At 35.8% G+C, this 13,684-nt stretch carries 8 protein-coding genes; 2 read left to right on the top strand and 6 right to left on the bottom strand.

The annotated features are described in order from the left end of the window. The first annotated feature begins 44 nt into the window (after positions 1 to 44). Both MUA88_RS02990 and MUA88_RS02985 read left to right on the top strand, forming a co-directional pair. Positions 45 to 866, top strand: coding sequence for a Cof-type HAD-IIB family hydrolase (locus MUA88_RS02990; protein ID WP_262604657.1), 822 nt, complete (start codon positions 45 to 47; stop codon positions 864 to 866). Positions 867 to 880: 14 nt separating this feature from the next. Then, positions 881 to 2,206 carry a CoA-disulfide reductase gene (locus tag MUA88_RS02985; RefSeq protein WP_262605744.1) on the top strand — a complete coding sequence of 442 codons (1,326 nt, stop codon included), beginning with the start codon at positions 881 to 883 and terminating at the stop codon, positions 2,204 to 2,206. Positions 2,207 to 2,268: 62 nt separating this feature from the next. On the opposite strand, the gene MUA88_RS02980 is transcribed toward MUA88_RS02985, so the two are convergent. The 6 genes from MUA88_RS02980 to MUA88_RS02955 form a co-directional block, all read right to left on the bottom strand. Next, positions 2,269 to 2,652 carry a YisL family protein gene (locus MUA88_RS02980; protein ID WP_262605103.1) on the bottom strand — a complete coding sequence of 128 codons (384 nt, stop codon included), beginning with the start codon at positions 2,650 to 2,652 and terminating at the stop codon, positions 2,269 to 2,271. Positions 2,653 to 2,927: 275 nt separating this feature from the next. Continuing rightward, positions 2,928 to 3,830, bottom strand: coding sequence for a fumarylacetoacetate hydrolase family protein (locus MUA88_RS02975; RefSeq protein WP_262605743.1), 903 nt, complete (start codon positions 3,828 to 3,830; stop codon positions 2,928 to 2,930). A gap of 82 nt (positions 3,831 to 3,912) precedes the next feature. Continuing rightward, positions 3,913 to 7,548, bottom strand: a complete 3,636-nt coding sequence (gene addA, locus MUA88_RS02970) for a helicase-exonuclease AddAB subunit AddA (RefSeq protein WP_262605742.1) — start codon at positions 7,546 to 7,548, stop codon at positions 3,913 to 3,915. Beyond that, on the bottom strand, positions 7,545 to 11,012 hold the full coding sequence (addB, locus tag MUA88_RS02965; protein WP_262604653.1) for a helicase-exonuclease AddAB subunit AddB: 3,468 nt from the start codon (positions 11,010 to 11,012) through the stop codon (positions 7,545 to 7,547). Before addB ends, addA begins: the two co-directional genes overlap by 4 nt. A 138-nt stretch (positions 11,013 to 11,150) precedes the next feature. Then, positions 11,151 to 11,729 (bottom strand): signal peptidase I, encoded by a 579-nt coding sequence (lepB, locus tag MUA88_RS02960; RefSeq protein ID WP_262604652.1) that lies wholly within the window; start codon positions 11,727 to 11,729, stop codon positions 11,151 to 11,153. Between the two features lie 575 nt (positions 11,730 to 12,304). Then, a complete protein-coding gene (locus tag MUA88_RS02955; protein WP_262604651.1) occupies positions 12,305 to 13,636 on the bottom strand; it encodes a glucose-6-phosphate isomerase in 1,332 nt (443 codons plus the stop codon). Positions 13,637 to 13,684: the final 48 nt, after the last annotated feature.

Below are 13,684 nucleotides of genomic sequence, written 5' to 3'. Positions count from 1 at the left end.
GCTATGATAATCATATACTGAACTTTAGAATTTAGGAGAATACCATGAAAAAACATTTAATTTGTTTAGATTTAGATGGGACTTTATTAAATGATGATAAAAAGATCCCTCCATATACATTCCGTGTCTTAAAGGCACTTCAAGCCCAAGGGCACGCACTTATGATTACAACAGGACGACCATATCGTGCGAGCAAATTGTACTATGATCAACTAGAACTCGATACGCCAATCGTCAACTTTAATGGTGCATTCATCCACCATCCTGGCAATTCAGACTTTCCTACTTATCATGAACGTCTTGATGAAGGCATTGCGACAAGTATTATTGAAACGTTAAAAAAAATGGATATCCAAAATATGATTGCCGAAGTAGGTGACCAAGTCTATATCGACCGTCCTGATAATCGTTTGTTTGATGGTTTTAGCATGGGGAATCCTAATATCAAAGTCGGCGATCTCGAAACACTCTTACATGAAGACCCTACAAGCTTATTGGTTGAGGCTGAAGAACATATGATTCCACGTGTCAAACAGGTTTTAACACGCTTTTATGCCGAGAATATTGAACACCGACGTTGGGGTGCACCATTCCCTGTAATTGAAATTGTCAAACGTGGGATTAGTAAAGCTGTCGGAATTGATATTGTTCGTAAACACCTTGGTATTGAACGCAATGAAATTATTGCTTTTGGCGATGAAGATAATGACCTTGAAATGATTAAGTATGCCAAACATGGTATTGCAATGGGGAATGCCATTTATGAATTGAAATACATCGCAAACGACACAACGTTATCAAACAATGAAGAAGGCATTGGTATCTATTTAAACGACTTCTTCCAATTAAATATTCCAAAATCATAAAGGAGGACGACCAGATGACTAAACAGAAAATTATTGTTGTCGGTGCAGTTGCAGGTGGTGCAACGAGTGCCAGTCAGATTCGTCGTTTAGACCCTGATAGTGATATCATAGTCTATGAAAAAGACCGTCATATGAGTTTTGCCAATTGTGGACTCCCATATTACCTTGGAAACGTGGTGTCATCACGTGATCAATTATTACCCATGACACCCGAAAAATTCAAAGAGAAGAAAAATATTACCGTGAAATTGCAACATGAAGTAATTAATGTGGATACAACAGCACAAACTGTCGAAGTTAAAGATCATACCACTGGTAAAGTGCTAAAAGATCACTATGATATTTTAGTATTAAGCCCAGGTGCGCGTGCACGACGTCTTGACTTTGATGTCCCACACCTATTCACACTGCGTAATATGGAAGACACGGATGCGATTGAAAACTATATCACATCACATCAAGTACAACGCGTGTTACTCATTGGTGCAGGATATGTCAGCTTAGAACTACTCGAAAACATATATAAACGTGGCTTATCACCCACATTAATTCATCGTTCAGAAGCGATCAATAAACTTATGGATCAAGATATGAATGCGGCTATTTTATCAGAATTAGATGCACGAAATATCCCTTATCGTTTGAATGAAGAAGTTGTTTCTATCGATGGTCAAACGGTTACTTTCAAATCCGGTACGGTAGAAGATTATGACATGATTATTGCTGGGGTCGGTGTCCAACCTAACTCTGATTTCTTAAAAACATCTGGAATTAAGATGGACGAAAAAGGTTACATTCCGGTTAATGACCGCTTCCAAACAAATATCCCAAACGTCTATGCTGTTGGTGACATTGCAACGCATCACTATCGTCATGTTGACCTTCCTGCACATGTACCACTCGCTTGGGGTGCGCATCGTGGTGCAAGTGTTATTGCCGAACAAATTGCTGGTAATAAAGATGTTGTCTTCCAAGGTTTTCTAGGTGCGAGTATCGTTAAGTTTTTTGACTATACACTTGCAAGTACAGGTGTATCACTCTTAGACCTTGAACATTTTGATTATGACATGGTTGAAGTAAAAAATGGCACACATGCAGGCTATTATCCAAACAATACACCTGTACATTTACGTGCCTACTACGACAAACAAACACGTCAACTTTTACGTGCAGCAGCCGTTGGTAAAAGTGGTGTGGATAAGCGTATTGACGTGTTATCAATGGCGATGATGCATCGTGCAACGATTGATGATCTCACTGCTTTTGAAGTAGCATACGCACCACCCTATAGCCACCCAAAAGACCTGATCAATATGCTTGGCTATAAAGCACGTCCGTAAAATTTAAAAAACGTCATTTAGTTCGTTCTTACAACGAGAACGACTAAATGACGTTTTATTTTTTAATGGAATAATGCTGTAATAGGTCCCCAAGGTAAGATCGTACCTAAGATTGCTGTAATCACAACAATGACCCATGTCCAGATGAATAATGAACGATTTGAAACTTGCTTTTTCTTACGTGCAATTGTGACTTCCATTAAGCCAATAATGTTCAGTCCGCCTACCATTTTCAAAGTTAACAACATATGGCTGGCATCTGCACTTGTAAATGCTTTGGCAATTAACCAGAAACCTGTAATCAGTACGAAAAGCATGAATAAACGCATTGTCATATGCAATGGTTTGAATAATGGCGTTGGGCCTTGTTTGTTAGAAAAGTTTTCATATGTTGCATAAAAAAGTATTAATAGCATGACAAAACTAATAATGTGTAAATTAATCAATACCATAATTATATCCTCCTAATATAAATCGACTTACATATCATAACATATCCTTATTCTCCCAGATATTGGAATGCTTGAAATGTGATGCTTTGTTCAAAATTAAATAGACCACTCCATAAAACTACCAGCTGCAAGAACGAGATTGTGAAAGGTATGTTTAGAGATTGATGATGTCTCGGTCTCAAAGTCACCCTGTTCAATCTTGAAATATAACCCCCTAAGGTATAAAAAATGAGGCAAAATAACTTTGCCCCATTTCAATAAACATTATATTATTTTTCAATAAATGTTGTTAATGTACCGATATTATCGATTGTTACTTTCACTTCATCACCAGGTTGTAAGAATTTCGGTGGATTCATACCTGCACCTACGCCTGCTGGTGTACCAGTTGCAATAATATCACCTGGATTTAACGCAACATATTTAGAGATTTCTTCAATTAATTCATCAATTTTCAATACCATTTGTGATGTATTTCCATCTTGGCGAATTTCATTGTTTACTTTTGTAACGATATTTACATTTTCAGGTGTTGGAAGCTCATCTTTTGTAACAATATAAGGTCCCATTGGGCATCCACCTGTTAAGCTCTTAGATAAAAATGCTTGGTCGTGTGCTTTTTGAGCAGCACGGTCTGTAATATCGTTAATGATTGTATATCCGTAAACATAGTCTAATGCTAAACCTTTTGGAATTTTCTCACCTGACTTACCAATTACGACCCCTAACTCACCTTCATAATCCAATGCATCTGTAATATCTTTATGGTTAGGAATTGTTGCTTCGTCACCTGTTAATGATGAAGCCGCTTTTGTAAACACATATAAGCGTTCTACATCATGATCTAATTCTTCAGCATGTGCTTTATAGTTACGACCAAACGCAATCACGTTGTTTGGCGGTGTAACAGGTGGTAAAAATTCAATATCCGCATATTGAACTTTGTAGTCTGCTGCGTTGCCACTTTCTTCAGCTGCAACAACCGCTTTTCTTACTTGCTCTTGAAATTCTAATGTTTGGTTATGTTGTAATCCTTCAAGTAATGTTTTCGGTTGGAATTCTGTTGAACCAAAATCAGCAAATACTTTTCTTAAATCCCAAGCCGCTTCTTCTCTCTTAACTTTAACACCATACGATTTTTCACCATTGTGTTTGAATGATAAGAATTTCATTCACTATCAACTCCTAACATATATCTTATTGCCATTATAACGAAAATTTTAGATAAATCACAAATTTTTGTCATTATCTTATTTAAATCGTAATTTCACCAAATTTAAAGAAATATAATGAGCCAGATACTTTTTGTTTCAATATCGCTTCTAATGCTTGTTGATAATATTGCATTTGAATACGATACTTCTCTTTCAATTGCTGTGCCAAGTCTTCATCAGACATACCCTTACGACGTACAAAAACATCTGTCTTATAGTCCACAAAGTAATATTGTCCATTTTCTTCAAAAACAAGGTCAATCATCCCTTGAATAATCGCATCTTCTTTTGCACCTTTTTCTACATCATTTTGATTCACTATAAAAGGTAATTCATGATAGCGTGCATCACTTTTCGCAATACGCAAATACAAATCACTTTGCACAAATCCTTTTATTTCTTCAACATTGATATCTTGAATCGCCTCTACATCAATAATGGCACGTGCCACTAAGTCATCAAAGTATGCATATAACTCTGGGTCAGTTAAACGTTCTTCTTTAAAAGGTAGATGTTGCATAACCGTATGCATTAATGTTCCTAGTTCAGCCGCATTTCGTTTTTGTTCTTGCATAAACTGAGGACGTTCGTAAGTCACTGCACCAAGACGATATTGTCGCACACGTTCATAATTTGTATCTGCCTGTTCTGTTTCTAATTGACGTTTTAATTCAGAAACAGATTGTTTTGATGGATGTGTGACAGCATTAATATGAGGATATTCAAATAATAAACGCGTTTTAATGTCTTTTTCTATATCTGAAGTAACGGATGCACTTTGAAGACGCTCCTTCAATTTTGCTACCGATGTTACTTGTTGTTCAGATGTTTCATCATCTAATGGAAGAATATCTTGTGCATCTACATGTTGAATGACAATTGTAGGTTTCAAATAATTTGGAAGTTCATTCTTCCCTTGCACAAATTGCTGTTGTGGTAATAAATGTGTTGCTTCATATTTGCTTAATACACTGTATATTAATTGAAAAGCATTTCGTGCGGTAAAGCGTTCAATCGTTCCAAGTCTATCATCAGACACAGACCATGTTGTTAATGTCTCTAATTTATCTGCATCATCAACAGTTCCAATCAAATATAATTGCTCTTTTGCACGGGTTAATGCCACATATGTGAGTCGCATTTCTTCAGAGATTAATTCCTTTTGATTGATTAAATCTATACTCATGGAGATTAAGGACGGGTAAAACAAGCCATGCTCGGTATCATAATATTGTAAACCTAATCCTTCATATTGATTTAAAACGACAGGCTGGTTTAAATCCCCTTTATTAAACTGGCGACTAAGGCCAGAATATATGACGAATGGGAACTCTAAACCTTTACTACCATGTACTGTCATCAATCTAACAACATCATCATTAGGCCCGATAACATGTTCTTCTCCAAAATCTTTGTCTCGATCCATCATTTCATCTATAAATCGAATAAACTGGAAGAGACCACGATAACTTGAATTGTCAAACTCAATCGCTTTATTAAAAAGACCATGTAAGTTGGCTCGACGACCTTTCCCACCAACTAAGCCACTAAAATATTGTGTAATGTAATGATCATTAAATAACTTATCAATGAGTTGATACACTGGACGTGATTGACTATATCGACGGTAACTTTCCAAATTTACTAAAAATCGTTCAACTTTCTCTTTCAACTCTGGTGCTGCTTCTTCAGAAATGAGATATTGTTGCATTGATTGATAAAAATAATCTTCATTTGGTGCAACGACTCGAATCTGCGCCAACTCTGCTTCAGTAAATTGATAAATCATCGAACGCATCAGCCCTACGAGATAAATATCTTGTAACGGATTATCGATTGTTCTTAAAAATGACAGCATCAATCGTACTTCCGTTTGCTCAAAATAACCCTGCTTACTTTTCGCAAATAAAGGAATATTCTTGTCTTTAAAGACTTGTTGAATGTTTCTAGAATTAGATGTGGTCGCCTCTAAAATGACAATATCTTTATATGTAGCTGGTCGATACGACTGTGTTTTAATATCAAACACTTGTTGCTTATCCAGAATCGCTTCCACTTGTTGTGCGATCAGCTGTGCCTCTTGCTCTCCTTTATCCATATCACGCGAACTATCTTTTAATAAAGCTGTTAAATGGACTGGATATGATACATCATCAAATGGCGCCCCTTCATATAGACTAGCCGCTTCATCATAATCAATCTCTCCAATCGCAGGATCCATCATATGTTTAAACAAATAGTTTGTCGTCGCGAGCACTTCTTTACGGGAACGAAAGTTTTGAGATAAATCAATACGTTTCCCGCTTGGTTGATCAGTTTGATTAAATGCTTCATATTTTCCAATAAATAAACTTGGGTCTGCTTGACGGAATTTATAGATAGATTGTTTGACATCACCTACCATAAATAAATTACCATCGGATGTATCGCCTCGTTTGATACTCGAAATAATCGCCTCTTGTACACGGTTCGTATCTTGATACTCATCGACTAATATTTCATCAAACTGTGCACGATACGACTCTGCAACTTGTGATGATGAACCATCTTCATTGAGTAAAATACGTAGTGCCATATGTTCATAATCGGCAAAGTCAATAATATTACGTGCACGTTTCGCAGCATCAAATGCTTGAATCACGTCTTTCGTTAATTTAGCTAGATAAGTAACACGTGGCGCTAAATCTGCCAACTCTTTTTCCAAAGTGACTTCATCTCGTGCAACGAGCTCTTTTGCCTTTTCAATATAGTCTTTATACCGATCAAAGCTATCTTTAGCACTCTCATATGCGCCGTTCAGCATTGCATCTTCTTTTACTTCCTTGGGCTTATTAGGCATTCGAGTGAATTGATATGCTCTTAAAGCGGCTTTGTCAATCTGTGTTTCTGACATCAACTGTCTTATGAAATCACGATGTTTATCATAATATGCAATATGCTTTTCATAAGGGCCTACTAATTCAAATTGTTCATATGCTTGTTCTAATATTGTACGTGCTGCCTCCAAGTATAACTGGATATACTGATTCAACGTTGACATATAACGTTGCTGTGAATCATTTTCACGGTATGGCTGATCTAAAGCATCAAGCCACTCAAATGGTTGTGGATTTGCAACACTGAAATAATATAGTTTTTTGATAATCTTTCTAAGATCTTCATCACTTCGATCAGAAGACAAATGCTCGGTTAATGTAACAAAATGTGGGTCTAATCGATCATAATGTTGTTCAAAAACATCATCAATCACTTGTTCTAATAGCAGTACATTTTCAACTTCACTCGCTGTACGGAAGTTTGGATCAATATCAAGTTGATCATAATGTTGTTGAATCAGTTTCAAACAAAAACTATGCAAGGTTGATATCTGTGCCTGATGAATTTTACTACGTTGATTTTTCAAATGATGGTTATTTGGATCGTCCAATGATGCTTGTTGAATGCGTGCTTCTATACGGTGCTTCATCTCACGTGCACTTGCATTCGTAAATGTCACAACAAGTAAGCGATCAACATCGATGCCATCACGGATAATGCGTTGTATGATACGCTCAACTAAGACTGCTGTTTTACCAGACCCTGCTGCCGCCGCAACAAGAATATCTTGCTCTTTAGCGTAAATACTTTCCCATTGCGCATCAGTCCATTGTACGTCATTTGGTTTCGTTGGAATCATCGTGTCTCCTCCTCTTCGTCACTTGTTGCAAGTAATTCTAATGGTTTAATTTTTTCATCTACACGTCGATATTTTGCACTATCAATCAAGCTGTCGACATGACATACTGATTTATACTGACAGAAACGACATGGGAGTGTGTTGTCATATTTTAATGGCGCTACTTCTGTATGACCGTCCATAATTTGGGAAGCGGTTTCTACAAAGTTTTCTTTATTTCGTTGCATCAATAAGCGAATAATGTCTTCATTCACCACTTTACTATAGGCATTGAACTTTCCTGCTTTGGTCATTCCTACAGGGACAATATCCGAACCAAAACCACTCTCTAAACGACGGTCAAAGGCATCTACCACATCTGGGTCATTATTGAGTAGACCATCCAGTTTGTATGATTTTAAAAATTGCGCTTCATAATCATCTGGGTTTACCTTATCCCACGAACGTTTTTTATCTTTAAATTTATGCACATGCATGTATAAAAAGCCACCTGGTTTCACATCATCTGTTAGACCTAATCGGACTTTGTTTTGTAGTGCGATATCCATATAAGTCATCATTTGCATTTGCAGTCCATAGTATACCTTCACTAAGTCCAATTCAGAACTTTTCTCAGAAGACTTATAATCTATAATATTAATAAAACTTTTTCCGTTCTTATTAAATACATCAATACGATCAATTTGACCGCGTATATTAATCGGTACACCTTGCTTAGTCGTTAATGATGATGCGATTAATTCATCATCAGAATGTGGTTTTTTACGGAATGCTTTTTCGAAAGCAATCGGTCGGAACTGTGAATTTTCTGATTGATATCGTAATGCCTGCAATGTCGCTTGAACAATTGCACCGATACGTTGAGATAAATAACGATAATAAGATGTTGCATTTAATAGGTTAAACTGTACTTTTGGTAGATAAATATCAAGTGCTTCTTGAGTTAATGCCTGAATTTGTTGTAGTGTTAACTTTTGGAAACGACCTTCCACTTTTTCAGCAATATATCGTAAAACATCATGGAAAATTGTGCCAAGATCAAAGTTTTGCAACTCATACTTTGTACGTTCATTTAATCTTAATCCATGAGACGCATAATGTTTAAAAGGACAACTGTTATATCCTTCAAAGCGTGATACACTCGCATTAATCGTTTTGCCGTATAATGCATAAGTGAGCTCTTGATCTAATTTCACCGTATCATTTTGATAATCTAATGCAGTCGTTAAGTGTGTCATCCCTCTGCGCAATTCAGGCTCTTTCGACATAATATCATACGCCGTGAACCATGTATCAGGAATAGCTTGTCCGTCCATCCATGCACGTAATGATTCAAATAAATGCACTTTCGTTTGATGTGGGTGCACAATACAGCGCATTGCCTCTTGTATATTTAATTGTGAAATATTTTGTATCTCAACTGCTGGCAAAATAATTTTTACATCATTTAAATACGGACTTGCTTCCTTCTCAGCACCACTACTATCCATCAAACTATATGTCATTGTCAGTCGCTCACATGCTCGAGTCATTGCAAAATATCCAACAAACGCTTCATCCATTTGTAAAATATCCGCAGTCGGACTAAGCTGCATACCTGTCTGAAGTTCAAATGCTTTTTTCTCATCATCTGACATGAGACTCTTACCATTAATTGCTTGAGGCAAGACCCCATCATTCATCCCTATGAGATACACATGACACTTATTATCAACTTTAGCTAAATCCATTGTTCCAATTGTCACTTGATCCATTGTTTGTGGAATCATTGAAAACTCTAGACCATTTAAACCAACATTTAACAATTCTAAAAAGCGTGTATGACTCATCTCTTGTTGATCAAACACTGCAACAATTTCATCTAAGATACGAATAAATCCTTTCCAAATTTGATCCACTTCTTCAGCTTGTTCATGTCGCCCATGCACTTCTAATTCATCACGGTATGTCATCAAATGTGACGGCAACTCAAAAGCCTCTAGTACTTCATAAAGTGCCGTTGCATAGTCTACAGCATGGCCACCTTCTGATAACTTCTGCTCTAATCGCAATAATTTTTGTACAACCGATTCTTTCATTAAAATGACACGCTGAAATGTCTCTTCTTCGTCCTCAGTTCTTGAACGATGACGTTTAATCCCCATTGTCTTAAAGCTATCCAATTGGAAATATTTATCATCAAACCATCGATTCCCAAAAATCCCACGTTCCATCGCATAATTTTCCAGTATATCTATTAAATAGCGGCTGTTAGGAATATTTTGTGTGAGTACATTTGTTTTAAATAATCGCATCATCGGTTCAAACTGCCAATTTGTTTTTAACGCTTCAATCATACTAACGAACATCTCCATAATCGGATGATGCACCATTGATTTCTTCACGTCCACATTATATGGAATATCATATTGTGACAAAATGGACTCCAATAAATACACATAGTTTGGATCACGATATAAGATTGCAATGTCTCGATAACGATACTGATTGTCCCTTACATCTGCTAAAATTTGTCGTGCAATTTCATTCACTTCTTCACGCACAGATGTTGCTTCAAAAATAGTTACTGCACCATCATCTGATTGTATTCCTTGTGGTTGTAGCGCATCGAATTCTGTAGCAAGTGCCTTTAAGCTTGGATATTTAAAGCGTTGTACCTCGTTAAAACGAATAATTTCCAATGATTTCTCTGATTGAACGGCAATTTCACGTAAATGTGACAGTGACTCAGATGGTTTACGATACATGCTTAATGGATCAGTGTCCCCATTTGTCGTCAATAAGACCGTCACAGATTTTGCATGGCCCACAAGTGCCTCTATTAATTGATATTCTTGTGTCGAGAAGTTATGAAAACCATCAATATAAATATCTGCACGACGAAGCCAATCAGACTTAGGAATCATTGATATAAAGCGTTGCATCAAACCTTCACCTGTTAAATAGTCTGAGCCCATTCGTGCTTGTAATGTGTCATAGACTAAGCTCATATCGTGTAATTTATCTTGTGTTCTATTTGCTAACTGACTATTCTTTGAACTGTTTGCAACAATTTCAGGTGTAATCGCATATTTTTCAAAATCTTGAATTTGTTCACGAACTTTTGTACTAAATCCTAAATATTTTACTTGAGATTGGTAGAGTTTCAATTGTTTACGAACATCTTGTAAAATCTGATAAATCATCATTTCTATCGATGTTGATGATAAACGCGTTTCACTAACACCACCAACCTCTTGAAAGACCCGATGACTCAATCTTTCGAAGTGCAAAACTTCTGCACGCAAGCTCCCTTTTAGTGATGGATTACTCACAAAAGCTTGTTCATATAAATACGTTCCTTGTGTAGGCGTCACGACAACAATTGGATCTCCTATCGGTCGCTCTTCTATTTTCTTTTTAATTTCATCCATCATCGCGGTACTTTTCCCTGTACCAGCGCCTCCTATAAATGCACGAAACATATGGTTCCCCCTCACACTTAAATAACATTATCATTATTATATCTCTTAAATATAGATAACTTAAATATTTTACTAACCATTAGAAAGCAAAAAGTCCAGCCAGTAAATACTACATTACTCGCTAGACTTTTTCTTAAATTATGGTGATTCTTCTGTATGGTCTGGATTAAAGTTAAATTTAAAATCACTTACTGGCCAGAATCTTAATGACACCTTACCAACAATTTGATCTTTATCAATTAAACCGATTGTTCGGCTATCTTTACTAACCTCACGATTATCACCTAATACCAAATACTTATCTTTAGGTATTTTATATTTGCCATCACTGCCTTGTAAATCTTGAGAATTTAAAGGTCCGGTAATTTCATCATATGTTTTATGTTTTAGATTATAAGCTAGATATGGTTCATCTACTTTTTTACCATTTAAATAAAGTTGATCATTTTTATATTCGACATGATCCCCTGGTTTACCAATAATACGTTTTACATAGTCTGCTGATTCATCAGCATGGAAGACAATCACATTACCGTTATCAAGGTGACCCAGCGTTTTGCCAATCTTATTAACAATTAAGCGATCACCATCTTTTAATGTTGGATCCATTGAGTCACCTTGTACGTTGTAAGGTCTAATAATAAATGTATAAAGTAATCCAACGATAAGTAGTGCTAACCCTATCGAAATAATCCATTCCATTGTTTCCTTTTTCACTTTTGACACCTCTTAAAATTAAAATTAAAATTAAATGAAGCCTTTGAGCTAGAGTAAATCACTCGTGTCATCTTACGTCATTCATCATCATATAAACTGTACTTTTTATCATATCACATATGTAAATTTAAACGTTAATGTTTTCTGTGTGTCTAATATTTCAATATAGTTACATAAATATGCAAAGGAACCAAATCCCTTCATTATTTCTCAATAGTTTTAAACATCAGAGTCATTTAATAGAGATCTCCCTTTAAGTTATTTAAAAATGTAGATAATATGTACTTAAAAATTGAAAAAAAACGCATAAGAAGTCAATAATCAATATAGCTATCATTTATAGAGAACCCACTTCAATCCCACCGGAAATACAGTATATTAAAAGGAGGTGAATGTATACATGCGCATTTAGGCTTTTGTAGGAACATTCATCAATCTATTTACAAGATTAGAACTTTACAATAAACACCATCAATCATTTAGACAATCACTTATTCTCACACATTCTTTATATCTCCGCAAAAAAACACACGCTATCTATAATAAATAACGTGTGCTTTCATACATATATACAACTATAAACGTGCTTCTAAATCTTTTTTCTTATCTTCAAATCCTGGTTTACCAAGTAATGCAAACATATTTTGTTTATATGCTTCTACACCTGGTTGGTTGAATGGATTTACACCTAATTGGTAGCCACTCATTGCTACAGATAATTCAAAGAAGTATACAAGATAGCTGTAAGTTTCAGCATCTAATTTTGGTAATGTCACGACTAAGTTTGGTACGCCACCATCTGTGTGTGCTAATAATGTACCTTCAAATGCTTTTGTATTCACTTCATCAACTGTTTTACCAGCTAAGTAGTTTAGGCCATCTAAGTCATCTGCATCTTCTTCAATCGTAATGTCATATTTTGGTGATTCAACTTTTAATACTGTTTCAAATAAGAAGCGACGTCCTTCTTGTACATATTGACCTAATGAATGTAAGTCTGTTGTGAAGTTTGCGCTTGATGGATAAATACCTTTCAAGTCTTTACCTTCAGATTCACCAAATAATTGTTTCCACCATTCATTAAAGTATTGTAATGATGGTTCATAGTTAATCAACATTTCTGTTGTATACCCTTTACTGTATAAAATATTACGGATAGATGCATATTGGTATGCAATATTTTGTGTTAAATCATCAGATGATAATTCTTCACGTGCCTTAGCTGCACCTGCCATCATTGCCGCAATATCAATTCCTGCTACTGCGATTGGTAATAAACCAACTGCTGTTAATACAGAGAAACGTCCACCCACATCATCCGGTACAACGAATGATTCATATCCTTCATTTGTCGCAAGTTGCTTTAACGCACCTTTAGCTTTATCAGTTGTTGCAAAGATACGTTTTACAGCTTCTTCTTTACCGTATTTTTCTTCTAACAACTGTTTGAATAGACGGAATGCTACAGCTGGTTCTGTTGTTGTACCAGATTTAGAGATAACATTTACTGAGAAATCTTTACCATCTAAATACTCAATTAATTCTTGTGTATATGATGAAGAAAGATGATGACCTGCAAAAATAATCTCTGGTACATCATGATTCTTTTTAAATGTTGGTGTAAGCATTTCAATTGCTGAACGCGCACCTAAATATGAACCACCAATACCAATCACAACTAATACATCTGAATGTGATTTAATGGCTTCTGCCGCTTTTAAAATACGGTCAAATTCTTCTTTATCATAATTTACTGGTAAATCAACCCATCCTAAAAAGTCATTGCCAGCGCCTGTTCCTTCATGGATTGTACGATGAATCAGTTTCACTTGATCTTGTTGTTGATCTAATTCATGTTGTCCAAAGAATTGTAGTGCTTTTTTGTAATCAAATTGGATATGTGTCATGCACTTTGCCTCCTAAATTAACTGAACTCACCTTTATTTTACTAACAT

The organism is Staphylococcus sp. IVB6240, assembly GCF_025558425.1.
Classification (GTDB): domain Bacteria; phylum Bacillota; class Bacilli; order Staphylococcales; family Staphylococcaceae; genus Staphylococcus.
The sequence above is the reverse complement of the archived record's forward strand: the minus strand, read 5'-3'. Positions and strand labels throughout refer to the sequence as shown.

Excerpts from the sequence above, each read along its gene's own strand:
- MUA88_RS02990 (WP_262604657.1), top strand. The coding sequence starts at position 45 with ATGAAAAAACATTTAATTTGTTTAGATTTAGATGGGACTTTATTAAAT.
- MUA88_RS02985 (WP_262605744.1), top strand. The coding sequence starts at position 881 with ATGACTAAACAGAAAATTATTGTTGTCGGTGCAGTTGCAGGTGGTGCA.
- MUA88_RS02975 (WP_262605743.1), bottom strand. The coding sequence starts at position 3,830 with ATGAAATTCTTATCATTCAAACACAATGGTGAAAAATCGTATGGTGTT.
- addA (WP_262605742.1), bottom strand. The coding sequence starts at position 7,548 with ATGATTCCAACGAAACCAAATGACGTACAATGGACTGATGCGCAATGG.
- addB (WP_262604653.1), bottom strand. The coding sequence starts at position 11,012 with ATGTTTCGTGCATTTATAGGAGGCGCTGGTACAGGGAAAAGTACCGCG.
- MUA88_RS02955 (WP_262604651.1), bottom strand. The coding sequence starts at position 13,636 with ATGACACATATCCAATTTGATTACAAAAAAGCACTACAATTCTTTGGA.